This is a genomic window from Solwaraspora sp. WMMA2080, assembly GCF_027497395.1.
Taxonomy (GTDB): Bacteria; Actinomycetota; Actinomycetes; order Mycobacteriales; family Micromonosporaceae; genus Micromonospora_E.
Genome location: NZ_CP114910.1, coordinates 508,738 through 525,437, shown reverse-complemented (window position 1 = coordinate 525,437; position 16,700 = coordinate 508,738). Strand labels below are relative to the sequence as shown.

General features: G+C 71.0%; 18 protein-coding genes. 5 read left to right on the top strand and 13 right to left on the bottom strand.

Annotation, left to right across the window (positions count from 1 at the left end; translation table 11 throughout):
• Nucleotides 1–107 precede the first annotated feature (107 nt).
• The 3 genes from O7543_RS02380 to mug all read left to right on the top strand — a co-directional run bounded on the left by O7543_RS02380 (nt 108) and on the right by mug (nt 1,956).
• The gene (locus O7543_RS02380) at nt 108–521 is read left to right on the top strand and encodes a hypothetical protein (protein WP_348650113.1); all 414 of its coding nucleotides are present in this window, start codon (nt 108–110) and stop codon (nt 519–521) included.
• Nucleotides 522–614: 93 nt separating this feature from the next.
• Nucleotides 615–1,376: an SDR family oxidoreductase gene (locus O7543_RS02375; protein ID WP_281550386.1), complete on the top strand. Its 762-nt coding sequence runs from the start codon at nt 615–617 to the stop codon at nt 1,374–1,376.
• A gap of 34 nt (nt 1,377–1,410) precedes the next feature.
• Entirely contained in the window at nt 1,411–1,956 is a 546-nt protein-coding gene (gene mug / locus O7543_RS02370; RefSeq protein WP_281550387.1) for a G/U mismatch-specific DNA glycosylase, read from the top strand.
• A gap of 3 nt (nt 1,957–1,959) precedes the next feature.
• On the opposite strand, the gene O7543_RS02365 is transcribed toward mug, so the two are convergent.
• The 5 genes from O7543_RS02365 to O7543_RS02345 form a co-directional block, all read right to left on the bottom strand.
• Entirely contained in the window at nt 1,960–2,271 is a 312-nt protein-coding gene (locus tag O7543_RS02365) for a hypothetical protein (RefSeq protein WP_281550388.1), read from the bottom strand.
• Between the two features lie 27 nt (nt 2,272–2,298).
• A complete protein-coding gene (locus tag O7543_RS02360; protein ID WP_281550389.1) occupies nt 2,299–4,302 on the bottom strand; it encodes an ABC transporter ATP-binding protein in 2,004 nt (667 codons plus the stop codon).
• A 116-nt stretch (nt 4,303–4,418) separates the two neighbouring features.
• On the bottom strand, nt 4,419–5,273 hold the full coding sequence (locus O7543_RS02355; RefSeq protein ID WP_281550390.1) for an enoyl-CoA hydratase/isomerase family protein: 855 nt from the start codon (nt 5,271–5,273) through the stop codon (nt 4,419–4,421).
• A gap of 46 nt (nt 5,274–5,319) precedes the next feature.
• Nucleotides 5,320–5,547, bottom strand: a complete 228-nt coding sequence (locus tag O7543_RS02350) for a helix-turn-helix domain-containing protein (RefSeq protein ID WP_123602399.1) — start codon at nt 5,545–5,547, stop codon at nt 5,320–5,322.
• Nucleotides 5,548–5,821: 274 nt separating this feature from the next.
• A complete protein-coding gene (locus O7543_RS02345; RefSeq protein ID WP_281550391.1) occupies nt 5,822–7,429 on the bottom strand; it encodes an ABC-F family ATP-binding cassette domain-containing protein in 1,608 nt (535 codons plus the stop codon).
• Nucleotides 7,430–7,839: 410 nt separating this feature from the next.
• On the opposite strand from O7543_RS02345, the gene O7543_RS02340 reads away from it, so the two are divergent.
• Nucleotides 7,840–8,577 carry a hypothetical protein gene (locus O7543_RS02340; RefSeq protein WP_281550392.1) on the top strand — a complete coding sequence of 246 codons (738 nt, stop codon included), beginning with the start codon at nt 7,840–7,842 and terminating at the stop codon, nt 8,575–8,577.
• A gap of 52 nt (nt 8,578–8,629) precedes the next feature.
• Here O7543_RS02340 and O7543_RS02335 read toward each other — a convergent pair whose 3' ends face one another.
• From O7543_RS02335 to O7543_RS02300, 8 genes are read right to left on the bottom strand one after another with little or no spacing between them, the layout of a single operon-like run.
• A complete protein-coding gene (locus O7543_RS02335; protein WP_281555613.1) occupies nt 8,630–9,019 on the bottom strand; it encodes a metal-sulfur cluster assembly factor in 390 nt (129 codons plus the stop codon).
• A 14-nt stretch (nt 9,020–9,033) separates the two neighbouring features.
• A complete protein-coding gene (sufU, locus tag O7543_RS02330; RefSeq protein WP_281550393.1) occupies nt 9,034–9,492 on the bottom strand; it encodes a Fe-S cluster assembly sulfur transfer protein SufU in 459 nt (152 codons plus the stop codon).
• Nucleotides 9,492–10,802, bottom strand: a complete 1,311-nt coding sequence (locus O7543_RS02325; RefSeq protein ID WP_281550394.1) for a cysteine desulfurase — start codon at nt 10,800–10,802, stop codon at nt 9,492–9,494. The genes sufU and O7543_RS02325 overlap by 1 nt, the downstream gene beginning before the upstream one ends.
• A gap of 42 nt (nt 10,803–10,844) precedes the next feature.
• Nucleotides 10,845–11,618 carry a Fe-S cluster assembly ATPase SufC gene (sufC, locus tag O7543_RS02320; protein ID WP_281550395.1) on the bottom strand — a complete coding sequence of 258 codons (774 nt, stop codon included), beginning with the start codon at nt 11,616–11,618 and terminating at the stop codon, nt 10,845–10,847.
• Complete coding sequence (locus tag O7543_RS02315; protein ID WP_281555614.1) at nt 11,615–11,944, bottom strand: non-heme iron oxygenase ferredoxin subunit; 330 nt, start codon at nt 11,942–11,944, stop codon at nt 11,615–11,617. The genes sufC and O7543_RS02315 overlap by 4 nt, the downstream gene beginning before the upstream one ends.
• Before the next feature lie 11 nt (nt 11,945–11,955).
• The gene (gene sufD / locus O7543_RS02310; RefSeq protein WP_281550396.1) at nt 11,956–13,182 is read right to left on the bottom strand and encodes a Fe-S cluster assembly protein SufD; all 1,227 of its coding nucleotides are present in this window, start codon (nt 13,180–13,182) and stop codon (nt 11,956–11,958) included.
• 46 nt (nt 13,183–13,228) lie between these two features.
• Complete coding sequence (gene sufB / locus O7543_RS02305; protein WP_281550397.1) at nt 13,229–14,659, bottom strand: Fe-S cluster assembly protein SufB; 1,431 nt, start codon at nt 14,657–14,659, stop codon at nt 13,229–13,231.
• Entirely contained in the window at nt 14,656–15,417 is a 762-nt protein-coding gene (locus O7543_RS02300; protein WP_281555615.1) for an HTH domain-containing protein, read from the bottom strand. The genes sufB and O7543_RS02300 overlap by 4 nt, the downstream gene beginning before the upstream one ends.
• Nucleotides 15,418–15,617: 200 nt before the next feature.
• On the opposite strand from O7543_RS02300, the gene O7543_RS02295 reads away from it, so the two are divergent.
• Entirely contained in the window at nt 15,618–16,592 is a 975-nt protein-coding gene (locus O7543_RS02295) for a COX15/CtaA family protein (RefSeq protein ID WP_281550398.1), read from the top strand.
• The last annotated feature ends 108 nt before the right edge of the window (nt 16,593–16,700 follow it).

Genomic DNA, 16,700 nt, shown 5'->3' with positions numbered 1-16,700 from the left:
GGGTGTCGTCCGGCGTCGGCTCCGACCCCCGAGCCGAGCGCGCCGCCCCCCGACGGGCGGAGCTCGCCGCCGCTCGGCAGGCGGAGCTCGCCGCCGCCCAGCGTGCGCTGGTCGCATCCCTCGTCGACGGCACCGATCCGCCACCCGGATTCGACCCGCACCGGCTGGCGGTCGCCCGTACCGCGTTGACCCGCAAGCGGGCCGGCGAGGTGGCCCGGCACTGGCCGCTGCTGGCCGCCTCGCTGGGTGACGCCTGGCCGGCCGCGTTCGTCCGCTGGGCAACCGGCCGACGACCGGCGGGCGGGCTGCGTGACGGCTGGGACTTCGCCCGGGCGCTTGCCGCCGACAACCGTCTGCCGGGCCTGGCCATGGCGGAGCTGGCCGGCCGGGAGGTCGGCTGGCGCTACGACGGGTCGTCGGTTCCCCGCCGACGCCGACTTCCGGCGGTACGCCGGCTGCCCGGCGGGTGGGCGGTCCAGGTCGGCGGTCAGGTACGGACGTTCGGCGGCCGCCGCCGGTAGCCGTCCCGGATGATCCGCCGGGCCGTCGGCCGGCGGGGTCACAACCGGCGGGGTCACAACCGGCGGCGTCGCGGCATGCGGCAGGATCGGGCCATGGATCTGGGCCTCGAAAACCGGGTGTACGTGCTCACCGGCGCGTCCCGTGGACTCGGCTACGCCACCGCCGCCTGTCTGGTCGCCGACGGGGCGCGGGTGGTACTCGCCGCCCGGGACACCGCCAGAGTGACGGCGGCGGCGCAACGTCTCGGCGGCCCGCAGCACGCGATCGCGGTCAGCGCCGACCTGGGCGAGCCGGGCTGCGCGGCACACCTGGTCGCGACGGCCCATGAGCACTTCGGCCGGCTCGACGGGGCGTTGATCTCGGTCGGCGGGCCGAAACCCGGTCCCAGCCACGCGGTCAGCGACGAACAGTGGCGGGCGGCGTTCGACACGGTATTCGTCGGCACGGTACGGGCGGTACGGACCGTCGCCGACGCGCTACCCGCCGGCGGGGCGGTCGCCGTGGTGCTGTCGACGTCGGCCCGGATGCCGCTGCCCGGACTGGGCATCTCCAACGGCCTGCGGCCCGGGCTCGCAGCGGTCGCCAAGGAGCTCGCCGACGGCTACGCCGGCCGGGGCATCCGGGTAGTCAGTCTGCTGCCCGGCCGGATCATGACCGATCGCAACGTGGAACTGTTCGCCGCGACCGACGATCCGCAGCAGGCCCGGGCCGAGGCCGAGGCCGACATTCCGCTCGGCCGGCTGGGCGAGCCGGCGGAGTTCGGCCGGGTGGCGGCGTTCGTCCTGTCCCCGGCGGCGAGCTATCTGACCGGCATCACGCTGCCCGTCGACGGCGGCGCGCTGCCCTGTCCCTGAACGGCTTCCCGGCGTGTCCACCGACCGGGTCACGATGGCGCAGCTCCTGGCCGACGCTGTCGGCCGTACCCTGCCCGACGTCGTCGGACCCGACCTCGACGTGTTGTTCTGTGGGATCAATCCGAGCCTGTACTCCGCTGCCGTCGGCCACCACTTCGCCCGCCCGGGCAACCGGTTCTGGCCGACACTGCACCGGTCCGGCTTCACGCCCCGACGGCTCGACCCCAGCGAGGACCATCTGCTGCCCGGGTTCGGGCTGGGCGTGACGAACCTGGTCGCCAGGGCGACGGCGCGGGCCGACGAACTCTCGCCGCCGGAGCTGGTCGCCGGAGGCGCGCGGCTCGTCCGGTTGGCCGCCGCGTACCGACCCCGGTGGATCGCCGTGGTCGGGGTGACCGCGTACCGGCTGGCGTTCGACCAGCGACGGGCGCTCGTCGGACCCCGACCCGAGGACCTCGGCGGCGCGAGGCTCTGGGTGCTGCCCAACCCGAGCGGGCTCAATGCCCACTACCAGCTCGACCGGCTCGTCGCCGAGTTCGACCGGCTGCGGCAGGCGGTGGCGGCCGAACCGCCACGATAGGTGTTACTGGTGGCGGGCCATCCGCTCGCGGATCAGCTGACCGAACAGGCCGGCCGGTTGTCCGCAGTCGAGACACTGAAGACCTTCGTCGAGACGTGGCCCCCCGCACTGGGCGCACCGGCCCCGGTCGCGGGGATCGTGGTACGACCGCAGGGCGGCGCAGAGCGCCGCAGCCACCGACTCGGTCAGTACGACAGGGTCGGCGTCGCCGACGCGAACCGCCACGCCAGCCGACCGGACCGGTGCCGGATCGAGCGGGGCCAGCCGCTGCGCGAACTCGCGCAGTGCCGCCGCAACCTCAGCCTCCAACTCCACCGGCCCAGCCTAGTCGACGGCGGGCCGCTATCCGGCGGCACCGCCGGGCGGCGGGGGCAGGTCCTGTTCAGTCGGAAAGGCGCGACCCGACCCGGCCGTCACTGGATCCAGCCCGGTGTCGTCGAGGTACGGGGTCGGCGAGTCGGCCACTGCGAACTGGGTGCGGTACAGCTCGGCGTACAGCCCGCCGGCGGCGATCAGCTCGGTGTGCCGGCCGCGCTCGACGATCCGGCCCTCGTCGAGGACGAGGATCTGGTCCGCGTCGCGCACCGTCGACAGCCGGTGCGCGATGACCAGTGCGGTACGGCCGGTCAGCGCGACCGACAGAGCGCGCTGCACCGCCGCCTCGGACTCCGAGTCGAGGTGGGCGGTGGCCTCGTCGAGGATGACGATCGACGGCGCCTTGAGCAGCAGCCGGGCGATGGCGATCCGCTGTTTCTCACCACCGGAGAAGCGGTAGCCGCGCTCCCCGACCACCGTGTCCAGCCCGTCCGGCAGGGCCCGGACCAGCTCCTCGACCTGTGCGCCGCGCAGCGCCGCCCACATCTCGTCGTCGGTGGCGTCCGGGCGGGCGTACCGCAGGTTCTCCGCGATCGTCTCGTGGAACAGGTGGGAGTCCTGGGTGACCACCCCGATGGTGTCGCGCAGCGAGTCGAGTGTCGCGTCGCGCACATCCACCCCGCCCACCCGGATCTCGCCGTCGGTCACGTCGTACACCCGGGAGACCAGCATCGCGGTGGTGCTCTTGCCGGCGCCGGACGGGCCGACCAGGGCGACCAGCTGCCCCGGCTCCACGGTGAACGACACCCCGCGCAGCACCGGCTCGGAGACGGTCCGGTCGAGCGTCGCGACGTCCTCCAGCGAGGCCAGCGAGATCTCGGCGGCGCTGGGGTACCGGAACCGGACGTCGCGGAACTCCAGTCGGCTCGAGCCGGGCGGCACGACGACGGCGTCCGGGCGCTCGGCGATCGACGGGGCGAGGTCGAGCACCTCGAACACCCGGTCGAAGGAGACCAACGCGCTCATCACGTCGACCCGCACGTTGCTCAACGCGGTCAGCGGCCCGTAGAGGCGGGTGAGCAGCAGGGCCAGGGTCACCACGGTGCCGGCGCTGACCGCGCCGGTGACCGCCAGCCAGCCGCCGAGTCCGTAGGTGAGCGCCTGGGCGAGCGAGGCGACCAGCAGCATCGCCACGAAGAAGGTACGCGAGTACATCGCCGACTGGATGCCGATCTCCCGGACCCGGTCGGCCCGCTCGGCGAACCGGCGTGCCTCGACCTCGGGCTGGCCGAAGAGCTTGACCAGTAGCGCGCCGGCGACCCCGAACCGCTCGGTCATCGTGGCGTTCATCTTGGCGTCGAGGTCGTACGACTCCCGGGTGATCTCCGCGAGCCGCTTGCCGACCCGGCGGGCCGGCACGATGAAGATCGGCAGCAGCACCAGGGACAGCGCGGTGATCTGCCAGGACAGGGTGAACATCACCGCGGCGGTGAGCACCAGCTGGATGACATTGCTGACCACACCGGACAGCGTCGAGGTGAAGGCCCGCTGGGCGCCGATCACGTCGTTGTTGAGCCGGCTGACCAGCGCACCGGTCTGGGTCCGGGTGAAGAACTGCAACGGCATCCGCTGCACGTGGTCGAAGACCCGGGTCCGCAGGTCCAGGATGATGCCCTCACCGATCCGGGCGGCGTACCAGCGTTGGGCCAGGGAGAGCAGCGCGTCCACCACGGCGAGACCGGCGATCAGCAGGGCCAGCCGGACCACGGTCGCGCCGGCGTCAGCGCGACCGGCGGTGATCGCGTTCACCACGTCGCCGGCGAGGACCGGGGTGGCGACCCCGATGCCTGCCGCCAGCACGACGGTGACCAGGAAGACGCTGATGTCCCGCCGGTACGGGCGGGCGAAGGCGACGATCCGCCGGGTGGTGCCCCGGCTGACCCGGTGGGAACTCAGCTGGTCGCCGTCGCGCATCGAGCGCAGCATGCCCCAGCCGGCCCCCATGCCACCCATCCCACCGGATCCAGCCATCGGCACCCGCCACCTTCGTCTCGCCACCGTCGCGGGTACCAGTGTCCCGGACGCCTACGACAACAGCTCAGGTAACTGGTGTCTTCCCGTTGAGGCCTTACTGCCCGACCCGGCGGCTACTCGCCGGCGCCGGTCAGGTCCCGGATCCGTCGGGTCTGCGCCTCCCGCTCGGCGCGCAGCTGGGCGGCGGGGGTGCGGTCGGTGGCTCCGGTGAGCAGGGCCTTGATCTCGACGACCGCGTCGCGGGGCCCGGCCAGCACGGCCGCGACCAGGTCGGCGACGGCCGGGGCCAGCTCCGTCGCGGGCACCACCAGGTTGGCCAGCCCGAGCCGATCGGCCTCGGCCGCGTCGAGCCAGCGACCGGTGACGCAGATCTCCAGGGCGCGGGCGTAGCCGACCAGGTCGACCAGTCGCCGGGTGCCGCCGAGGTCCGGCACCAGGCCGAGGGTCACCTCGGCCATCCGCAGCCGGGCGTCGTCGGCCAGGACGCGCAGGTCGCAGCCGAGGGCAAGCTGGAATCCGGCGCCGACGGCCGGCCCGTGCACGGCGGCGACGCTGATCACGTCGGGGCGGGCCAGCCAGGTGAAGGCCTCCTGGTACTCGGCGATCCGGGCGGCGCACTCGTCCGGCGACAGGGCGGCCAACGGCGACGGGGTCGGATCGTCACCGGGCGGACCGGTATCGGGAGAGTCGGCTCGCGGATGGTCGGTCGCGGCGAGATCCGCATCGGTGCCACCCGCAGCGCTGGGGTCGAGCAGTGCCTGGATCGCGCCCCGGTCGAGGCCTGCGGAGAAGGCCCGACCGGCGCCGCGGACCACCACGACGCGGACGTCGCCGCGCAGCTCCCGGCCGATGCCGCGCAGCGCCCGCCACATCTGCGGGGTTTGAGCGTTGAGCACGTCGGGCCGGTCCAACGTCACCGTCGCGACCGGCCCGTCGTAGTCGAGTCGTACGCCACCGGACACGGTCAACGAGGGCCTTGACCGTGACAGCGGGGTACGGGGCGCAACTGGATCGTCACCCCTTCTTGCGACGCCGAGCGCCGCCACGCTGGCGCAGTTGCACGCCGGACTCGGTGAGCACCCGGTGGACGAACCCGTACGAGCGGCCGGTGGAGGCCGCAAGGGCGCGGATGCTCTCGCCGGATGTGTACCGCTTGACCAGGTCCTTGGCCAGGGTCTGACGCTCGGCTCCGACGATCCGGCGACCCTTCTCGGTGGTGGCGGCTGTGCCGGTGGCTGCCATGCTGATTCCTCACGTCCCAGACTGTGCGGTTCGATGCGGTCCCACCTATTAGACCGTCTCCAACGATCATGCGCCAGATATCAACTGTTCGCCAACCGACACGCACAGCCCTGTCAGTTACCCGATACGGCGCCACCGAGGAATCCCACCGGCATGCCGGCAGCCCTTCGTCAGCCCCACCCGGTGCGCCTTGTTCATACAATTCACGCTATCCGATAATGACGTTCACCGATGAAGCATCGCCCCGGGCCGGGCTGCCGGACGGACCGCGCCCTCATGCAAGTTCCACGAGTTCGAGCAGGTCGTCGCTCCACGCGTCCTCATCACCGTCGGGCAGGAGAATCGCCCGGTCTGGTTTGAGAGCCAGCACCGCACCCGGATCATGGGTCACCAGGACGATGGCGCCGGGATACCGGGCGATGGCATCGAGAACCTGTTCACGACTGACCGGATCCAGGTTGTTGGTCGGCTCGTCGAGCAGCAATACGTTCGCCCCCGAACAGACCAGCGTGGCCAACGCGAGCCGGGTCTTCTCCCCACCGGAGAGCACCCCGGCCGGCTTGTTCACGTCCTCACCGCTGAACAGGAACGCACCGAGAATCTTTCGCAGGTCGGTATCCGCCTGGTCGATCGCCGCACTGCGCATGTGGTCGAGCACCGAACGCTCGACGTCCAGGGTCTCGTGCTCCTGCGCGTAGTAGCCGATCCGCAGCCCGTGCCCGGGCCGCACCGCACCGGAATCCGGCTCGACCAGGCCACCGAGAATCCGCAGCAACGTCGTCTTGCCGGCACCGTTCAGCCCGAGGATCGCCACCCGGGAGCCACGGTCGACCGCCACGTCGACCCCGGAGAAGATCTCCAACGATCCGTACGACTTCGACAGCCCTGCCGCCGTCAACGGCGTCTTGCCGCACGGGGCCGGGCTGGGGAACCGGACCTTGGCCACCTTGTCGGCAACCCGCTCGTCCTCCAGACCGGCGAGCAGTTTCTCCGCTCGCCGGGCCATGTTCTGCGCAGCCACCGTCTTGGTGGCCTTGGCCCGCATCTTGTCGGCCTGGGCGAGCAGCGCACCGGCCTTCTTCTCGGCGTTCGCTCGTTCCCGGCGGCGGCGCCGCTCGTCGGTCTCCCGCTGCTGCTGGTACGCCGCCCAGCCGACGTTGTAGACGTCCACCACCGAGCGGGTGGCGTCGAGGAACCAGACCTTGTTGACCACCGCGTCCAGCAGGTCCACGTCGTGGCTGATCACCACCAGCCCGCCCTTGTGCCCGGCGAGGAAGCCACGCAGCCAGGTGATCGAGTCGGCGTCCAGGTGGTTGGTCGGCTCGTCGAGCAGCAGGATGCCGCCGCCGTTCTCGGCCGCGTCCCGGAACAGGATCCTGGCCAGCTCGATACGGCGGCGCTGACCGCCGGAGAGCGTCCCGATCGGCTGGCCCAGCACCCGGTCCGGCAGACCCAGGTTGGCGCAGATCCTGGCTGCCTCCGCCTCGGCGGCGTACCCGCCGAGGGAGGCGAACTGGTCCTCCAGCGTGCCGTAGCGACGGACCAGGCGCTCGTCGGTGCCGCCCTGCGCCAACTGCTGCTCGACTTCGTTCATCTGGGACATCAGCCGGTCCAGGCCGCGGGCCGACAGCACCCGGTCGCGAGCGGTCACGTTCAGGTCGCCGGTACGCGGATCCTGCGGAAGATATCCGACCGCGCTGCGCCGGTCGATCTGTCCGGTGTACGGCAGGCCCTCGCCGGCCAGCACCTTGAGGGTGGTGGTCTTGCCGGCACCGTTGCGGCCGACCAGGCCGATGCGGTCGCCGGGCTGCACCCGCAGGGTGGTGTCGGACAGCAGGATCCGCGAGCCCGCACGCAGTTCCAGGCCGGTAGCGGTGATCATTGGTAGCTCACTCCTGAGATCGGAAGCTGACTCGCGGACACGACAAAACGCCGACCGGACGTCCTGTCCGTCGGCGTGGGGCGGTTCAGCCTTCGCAGAGCAGCACGGCCCCATACTACCGGCGGCCGGCACCGCCACCCAGCCGGTTACCGGAGCCAAGATCGTCGACGGTGGTGGGTGAGTACGACGGCATCCGGTGATCCATCCACGACGGTGTCGCGGGACGCCGGCTGGCCAAGCGGTATGCGGCGCACCGCCGGCCCGGTGGACCGGCCTGACCGAATCGGGGAACTTGTCCGCCGACGGGGTGATGCACCACGCCGACCAGGGATGTTAGGCACATCAGGCGCGCGTAACGATCACTTGACTCCCTGGAGACGACACTCATGCTGCCCGGTGGGATGATGCCCATGACCCAGCTGATCGCGATGGTCCGCAGCACTTCGCCGCGACAGGCTGTCGGGCTGCTGGCAGCCATGCCGGCCGACCGCATCCCGGTGGCAGTTGCCGAGCTGACGACCACCGACCTGGTCCGGCTGCTACCGGCCGCCGGCGACGATCTGCGGTCCCGGTTGATCGGTCTGCTCAGCACCGATCAGCTGGCCGACCTGGCCCGAGCCATGCCGACCGCCGAGGCGGTGGCCATGCTCAATCGGCTTCCGGCCGAGCAGGTGCACGCGGTCGCCGACCGGCTGCCGCAACCCACCGTCGCTGCCCTGCTCACCGCGATGCCTGCGGACCGGCAGACCGACCTGCTGTCGGTGATGCGTCCGCAACAGGCGCATGCGGCCTGGGCCGGTACCTACCAACGGGAGGTGGCCGAGGCGCTCGCCCGGGCCAATGCCGAGGTGAGCATCCCGGCGAACGCCCCACCCGGAATCGTGCTGGTCCAGATCTTCGGCTGGCAGATCACCGTGGCCGCCCGCCGTGACGACGACGGACGGGTGGCGGTACGCGACGCCGAGGACGCGGCGTACCGCATGCGCGCCAACGCGGCGCTCGCGGTGACCGACTACCAGCCGGCCACCGACGTGCTGGACTACTGCGACGAGGCCCGCCGGCAGGGGCGCCCGATCAGCGCGGTCAGCTGGGTCGACGACCGGCACGACGGTTTCCTCAAACGGGCCCTGGTCAGTCTGGTGCACTGACCCGCCGAGCGCCGCCGGCCGGACTGGACGGCCGGCGGCGGCGCGGGTGCCGTCAGACGTTGAAGCCGAGCGCCCGCAACTGGTCCCGGCCCTCGTCAGTGATCTTGTCGGGCCCCCACGGCGGCATCCACACCCAGTTGATCCGGATGTCGGACACCAGTCCGCCACCGGGTCCAGTGGTCAACGCGGTACGGGCCTGCTCCTCGATCACGTCGGTCAGCGGGCAGGCCGCGCTGGTCAACGTCATGTCCAGGGTGGCCACGTTGTCATCGTCGACGTGTACGCCGTACACCAGGCCGAGATCGACCACATTGATGCCCAGCTCCGGGTCGACGACGTCCTTCATCGCCTCCTCGATGTCGGCGATCGCCGGCTGGCCGACGGTCGCTGCGGCGGCCGTACCGCCGTCGGTGGGCTCCGTCGCCTGTGTCGCCCCGGTCATGGTCTCTTCGGCACTCACTGCTTCACCTCCGGGCTCGCGCCCACACCGGCGCGTGCCGCGGCGTCCTTGAAGGCCATCCACGGCAGCAACGCACACTTCACCCGGGCCGGATAGCGCGCCACACCGGCGAACGCCACCCCGTCACCCAGCACATCCTCGTCCGGCTCGACCTCGCCGCGGCCGGACACCAGCGCGACGAAGGCACCGTGCACCGCGAACGCCTCGTCCACCGGCCGACCGTCGACCAACTCGTACAGCACGCTCGCCGACGCCTGGCTGATCGAACAACCCTGACCGTCGTGCGACACCCCGAGCCGGGTGTCCGCACCCAGACTCACCCGTACGGTGATCTCGTCGCCGCAGGTCGGGTTGACGTGATGCGCCTCCGCCGCGTACGGCTCGCGTAGACCACGCCCCTGCGGACGCTTGTAGTGGTCCAGGATGATCTCCTGGTACAGCTGGTCGAGCTCCATCAGCCGAAGACCTTCCGCGCCTTCTCCAGACCATGCACCAGCGCGTCGACCTCGCCGGTCGTGGTGTAGAGGTAGAACGAGGCCCGGGTGGTCGCCGGGACGCCGTAGCGCACGCAGACCGGCCGGGCGCAGTGGTGGCCGACCCGTACCTGCACCCCCTGGGCGTCCAGGATCTGACCCACGTCGTGCGGGTGGATCCCGTCCACCGCGAACGAGACCGTGCCACCCCGCCCGTCTGGTCCGGGCGGGCCGACGATCCGCAGCCCCGGCACGGTGGCCAGCGCCTCCAGGGCGTACCCGGTGATCCGCTGCTCGTGCGCGGCGACCGCCGGCATGCCCAGCCCGGCGAGGTAGTCGACGGCGGCACCGAGGCCGACCGCCTGGGCGATCGGCGGGGTGCCGGCCTCGAACCGGGCCGGCGGGGCGGCAAACGTGGACCCGCTCATCGCCACCGTCTCGATCATCGAGCCGCCGCCGAGCACCGGCGGCATCGCGGCGAGCAGCGCGGCGCGGCCCCACAGCACCCCGATCCCGGTCGGTCCGCACATCTTGTGCCCGGTGAAGACGATGAAGTCGGCATCCAGCGCGACGACGTCGACCGGACGGTGCGGCACCGACTGCGAGCAGTCCAGCAGCAGCAGCGCACCAACCTCGCGGACCCGCCGGGTGATCGCGGTGAGGTCGTTGACCGTGCCGAGGATGTTCGACATGTGCACCAGGGAGACCAGTTTGGTCCGCTCGGTGACCAACTCGTCCAGCTGCGACTCGTCCAGCCGACCGTCCTCGGTCAGCCCGAACCAGCGCAGTGTGGCACCGGTGCGTTCGCAGAGCAGCTGCCACGGCACGATGTTCGAGTGGTGCTCCATCTCGGAGATCACCACCTCGTCACCTGGGCCGAGCCGGAACCGGGGGTCGGCCCCGGTCGCGGCGCCCGTCGAGGCGTTGGAGAACGCGTACGCGACCAGGTTGATCGCTTCGGTGGAGTTCTTGGTGAAGACCACCTCGTCCGGGCTGCCCGCGTTGACGAACGCGGCCAGCTTGGCCCGGGCGCCCTCGTACGCCTCGGTGGACTCGGTGCCGAGGGTGTGCACCGAGCGGGCGACGTTGGCGTTGTGCGACTGGTAGAAGTCGGTCAGCGCGTCGAGCACCTGGCGCGGCTTGTGCGAGGTGTTGGCGCTGTCCAGATAGACCAGCGGATGCCCGTTGACTTCCCGACCGAGGATCGGAAAGTCGGCCCGGACGGCCGCGACGTCCAGAGCGGACGGACCGCCCGGCGCCGGTGTGTCCCGGGGGATGGCTATGGTGCTCATCGGCTCGACGCCGCCCTTCTGCACACAGGGTGGTAGTGGATCTCAGGCCGACGCCGCGCCGGCACCCGCGACGTACCGCTCGTAACCTTCGGCTTCCAGCTTCTCCGCCAGCTCCGGGCCGCCCTCCTCGACGATGCGTCCGCCGACGAAGACATGCACGAAGTCCGGCTTGATGTAGCGCAGGATCCGGGTGTAGTGGGTGATCAGCAGCAGGCCGGTCTCCCCGGTGGAGCGAACCCGGTTCACCCCTTCGCTGACCACCCGCAGGGCGTCGATGTCGAGCCCGGAGTCGGTCTCGTCGAGGATGGCCATCTTCGGCTTGAGCAGCTCCAGCTGCACAATCTCGTGCCGCTTTTTCTCGCCACCGGAGAAGCCCTCGTTGACGTTGCGCTGCGCGAACGCCGGGTCCATCTGCAGCCGCTCCATGGCCCCACGCAGCTCGCCGGCCCAGGTACGCAGCTTCGGCGCGGCACCGTCGACGGCGGTCTTGGCGGTACGCAGGAAGTTCGCCACCGAGACGCCGGGCACCTCCACCGGGTACTGCATGGCGAGGAACAGTCCGGCACGGGCCCGCTCGTCGACCGACATGGCCAGTACGTCCGCACCGTCGAGCAGCACCTCCCCGCCGGTGATCTCGTACTTGGGGTGCCCGGCGATCGAGTACGCCAGGGTCGACTTGCCGGAGCCGTTCGGGCCCATGATGGCGTGTGTCTCCCCCGACCGGATGGTCAGCGTCACCCCGGCCAGGATCGGCTTGAGCTCGCCTTCCGGCAGCTTGACCGAAACCTGCAGGTCGCGGATATCCAGAACGCTCATGGTGCGGTCACTCCATTGCTCGGCGTCAGACTGACGTAGATGTCGCCGTCGCGGATCTCGACGGGGAAGACGGGTACGGGTTCGGTGGCGGGCAGCCCGGTCGGCTCGCCGGTGCGCAGATCGAAACGCGAACCGTGCAGCCAGCACTCCAACGTGCAGCCGTCCACCTCGCCTTCGGAGAGGGCGACCGCGGCGTGCGAGCACTCGTCGTACACCGCGTAGAAGGAGTCCTCGTCGGTGTGCACCAGGGCGATCTGCGTACCGTCGATGTCGGCGCTGACCGCCGTACCCTTCGGGATCTCGGTGGTGGCGCAGACCCGGATCAGGTCGGACATGCTCAGCGGGTCCTCTCGGTGACCGCACCGGGCTGGCCGGGCACGGTCGGTGGTGCCGCCACGTCGGCGGTGCGCGGCGCGGCCGCGCCGGCCTCGACGCGGCGCAGCCGCTGCTCGATCGCGTCGCCGAGCCGGTCGCGCAGCTCGGCCACCGGGATCTTGTCGACCAGCTCGGCGAAGAACCCGCGGACCACCAGCTTGCGCGCCTCGGCCTCCGGGATGCCCCGGGCCATCAGGTAGAACAGCTGCTCGTCGTCGAACCGGCCGGTGGCGCTGGCGTGCCCGGCCCCGGCCACCTCTCCGGTCTCGATCTCCAGGTTGGGCACCGAGTCGGCCCGGGCGCCGTCGGTCAGCACCAGGTTCCGGTTGATCTCGTACGTGTCGGTGCCGGTGGCCTCGGCGCGGATCAGTACGTCGCCGACCCAGACGGTGTGCGCGCTGTCGCCCTGCAGCGCCCCCCGGTAGCCGACGTTGCTGCGGCAGTCCGGCACGGTGTGGTCCACCATCTGCCGGTGCTCCAGGTGCTGGCCGGCGTCGGCGAAGTAGAGCCCGAACAGCTCGGCGTCGCCGCCCCGGCCGGTGTACTCGACGCTGGTGAACTGGCGTACCAGGTCGCCGCCGAGGGTGACCTGGATGTGCGTGACCCGGGCGTCGCGGCCGAGCCGGAACTTCAGATGCTGCGCCTGCACCGCGTCGGGTGCCCAGTCGGCGACGGTGACCAGGGTCAGCGTCGCGCCGTCGCCGACGATCACCTCGACGTTGTCGGCCAGAGTGGTCGAGCCGACCTGGTCGAACACCAGGGTCGCCTCGGCGAACCGGCCGACGTCGACCAGGGTGTGCCCGTACGCGATCTGGTCCGCCCCGGTGCCGAGCACCCGGACCACCGCCGGCTCGGCCGGGGTGGCTTCCGGTGCCACCTCCACCAGCAGGACCTCGGCGCAGCCGGTGTAGGCCAGGGCGCTGATCCGGTCGAACGGGGTCAGCACGCCGCCGACCCGTCGGTCGGTGCGGTCGACCTGGCCCGCAGTCACCCCGGCGGGCAGGTCGGCGTACTCGTACCGGACCGAGCCGCTGGCGGCCGGAGTGCCGGTGGCCAGCCCCCGCATTCGCTTGAGCGGGGTGAAGCGCCACTCCTCCTCCAGGCCGGTCAGGGCCGGGAAGTCGGCGACATCGTAGGAGCGCAACGCCTGCGACTTGGTCTTCGGCGGCGCGGAGGCCTGAATAGTCATCTCTTCCTGTTCTCGGCGGTGTCGGTGGGGCGGTGTCTCGGGCGGGTCAGCCGACCGCGCCCTCCATCTGCAGCTCGATCAGCCGGTTCAGCTCGAGGGCGTACTCCATCGGGAGTTCCTTGGCGATCGGCTCGATGAAGCCCCGGACGATCATGGCCATCGCCTCGTCCTCGCTCAGACCCCGGCTCATCAGGTAGAACAGTTGGTCGTCGCTGACCTTGGAGACGGTCGCCTCGTGCCCCATCGCGACGTCGTCCTCGCGGATGTCGACGTAGGGGTAGGTGTCCGACCGGGAGATCGCGTCGACCAGCAGCGCGTCGCACTTCACCGTCGACCGGCTGTGCTGCGAGCCCTCCAGCACCTGGACCAGCCCACGGTAGGAGGTCCGGCCGCCGCCGCGGGCGATGGACTTGGAGACGATCGTGGAGGAGGTGTGCGGTGCCGCGTGCACCATCTTCGCGCCGGCGTCCTGGTGCTGCCCCTCGCCGGCCATCGCCACCGAGAGCACCTCGCCCTTGGCGTGCTCACCGGTCATGAACACGGCCGGGTACTTCATGGTGACCTTGGAACCGATGTTGCCGTCGATCCACTCCATGGTGGCGCCGGCGTGGCAGACGGCCCGCTTGGTGACCAGGTTGTAGACGTTGTTCGACCAGTTCTGGATGGTCGTGTAGCGGCACCGGGCGTTCTTCTTCACCACGATCTCGACCACCGCGCTGTGCAGCGAGTCGGAGGAGTAGATCGGCGCGGTGCAGCCCTCGACGTAGTGCACGTAGGCACCCTCGTCGACGATGATCAGGGTCCGCTCGAACTGGCCCATGTTCTCCGTGTTGATCCGGAAGTAGGCCTGCAGCGGGATCTCCACGTGCACACCCTTCGGCACGTAGATGAACGATCCACCGGACCAGACCGAAGTGTTCAGCGCGGCGAACTTGTTGTCGCCGACCGGGATCACGGTGCCGAAGTACTCCTTGAAGATGTCCTCGTGCTCGCGCAGCGCGGTGTCGGTGTCGAGGAACACCACACCCTGCTCCTCCAGGTCCTCACGGATCTTGTGGTAGACCACCTCGGACTCGTACTGGGCCGCGACGCCGGCGATCAGCCGCTGCTTCTCCGCCTCCGGGATGCCCAGCTTGTCGTAGGTGTTCTTGATCTCCTCGGGCAGGTCCTCCCAGCTGGCGGCCTGCTTCTCGGTGGAGCGGACGAAGTACTTGATGTTGTCGAAGTCGATCCCGGTGAGGTCGGCGCCCCAGGCCGGCATGGGCTTGCGGCCGAACAGCCGCAGCCCTTTGAGTCGCAGGTCGAGCATCCACTGCGGCTCGTTCTTCTTGGCGGAGATGTCACGCACCACCGCCTCGTTGAGCCCGCGCTGGGCGGCAGCGCCGGCCACGTCGCGGTCGGCCCAGCCGTACTCGTACCGGCCGAGGGCCGCGAGGTGCTCCTCCTGGGAGATGGGCGCGACGGTCTGCTCGGTCATCTATCTGTCCTCACAGTGCTGGTGACGTGGTCGGTGGAAACATCGATGGCAACGGTCGGGGCGCCGCCGGCCCGTCTCGGGTCCGGAATGTGCGTGGTGCACACCCCGTCGCCGTGAGCGATGGTGGCCAGCCGCTGCACATGGGTGCCGATCAGGCGGGAGATCACCGCGGTCTCAGCCTCGCACAGCTGTGGAAACTCGGCAGCCACATGGGCCACGGGACAGTGATGCTGGCACAACTGCCCCCCGGAGGCGATGGTGGACGCGTTGGCAGCGTAGCCCTCGGCGCTGAGTGCGGCGGCGAGGGCCTCCGCGCGGGCGATCGGGTCCGCACCGGCATCGTCGATCGCCGCCCGGCACCGCGCCTCCAGCCCGGCGACCTGAGCCGCCGCGAACGCCTCCAGCTCCGCCTCGCCGCCGTGACCGGCGATCCAGCGCAGCGCGGCGGCGGCCATGCTGTCGTAGCGGTAGCGCCCGTGCCGGGACCGGGCGTCGTCGCTGAGCCGGAAGACCTTGGCCGGCCGACCGCGTCGCCGGCGGGCCCGGGTGACCGCGTCCCGGGTCACCACGTCGCCGTCGGCGAGCATCGCGTCCAGGTGGCGGCGGATCGCCGCCGGGCTCAGCCCGAGCTCATCACCGAGCTGAGCGGCGGTCGCCGCCCCCCGCTCCAGCAGCAGCCCGACCAGGCGGTCCCGGGTACGCCCGTCCGGGCCGGCGGCGACCGCACCGGTCGCCGACCCGCCCTCCGGGAGGCCCACCCTGTTTTTCACTACGCCAACGTTACGTATTTCAGCGGTCGGCCGCAAACGCGCCTCCGGGTGATCCACCGCACCGAGCGTGACCGCCACCGGGACCAGCACGGCGAGGCCTTGCCGCAGTCGGCTGGCGGCACCGCAGGGCTGCGGTACCGGCGGCACCGCACGGCTGTGGTATCCGCCATATCGGTACGATTGCCGCCGTGCCCGTCTCCCCGTCCGGTCGGCTGACCGCCGGCCCCGCCCTGCTCCGGCGGCTCGCGCTCGCCTCCTTGGTGGCCAACGTCGCGATCGTGCTGACCGGGGGCGGCGTGCGGCTCACCGGGTCCGGGCTCGGCTGCCCGACCTGGCCGCGCTGCACCGACGACTCCTACGTCACCACGCCGGAGATGGGCGTGCTCGGCATCATCGAGTTCGGCAACCGGGTCCTCGGCATCCTGGTCGGCATGATCGCGCTCGCCACCCTGCTGGCGGTGCTGCGGTCCCGGCCACGCCGGTTGGACCTGCGCGGACCGGCCCTCGGCGTACTGGGACTGGTGATCCTGCAGGGCCTGATCGGCGGGGTCAGCGTCCGGGTGCAGCTCAACCCCTGGGTGGTGGCGCTGCACTTCATGCTGTCGATGGTCACCATCGCGGTGGCGTACGGGTTGTGGCAACGGGTACGCGTCGGCGGCCGCACCAACCGAGACGTGGTGGCCCGGCCGCTGCGCCAGTTGGCCTTCGTGATCACCGCCGTGAGCTTCGGGGTGCTGGTACTCGGCACCGTGGTGACCGGCAGCGGCCCGCACGCCGGCGACCCGGACGCCGGGCGCACCGGGCTGGACCCGCAGGCCATGTCCCAGCTGCACGCTGACTCGGTCGCCCTGCTGATCGGGTTGTCGGTCGCCTGGTGGTTCGCGTTGCGCGCGGTCGGCGCACCCCGACCGGCGGTACGCGCGGCGGCCGTGCTCGTCGTCGTGGAGCTCGCCCAGGGACTGATCGGCGTGGTCCAGTACCTCACCGACCTGCCGGTCGCGCTGGTCAGCGCGCACATGCTCGGCGCGTGTCTGGTGTGGCTGGCCACCCTCGGCGCGCTCTGGTCGACCCGGACCCGGGAGCCGACCGGGCCGCAATCAGCTGCTACCAGGGTGGTTTCCGACGACGGCAACGAACGCCCCCTGGTCGGAGCGCAACCGTAAGGTCACCAACCGTTGAAGACGGTTGAAAACGGCAGACCTATCCCCATAGCGGAGAGTACCGGTGAGGCTACGCCTGTGCCGGGGCACAACCACCGGCACGACGAACCG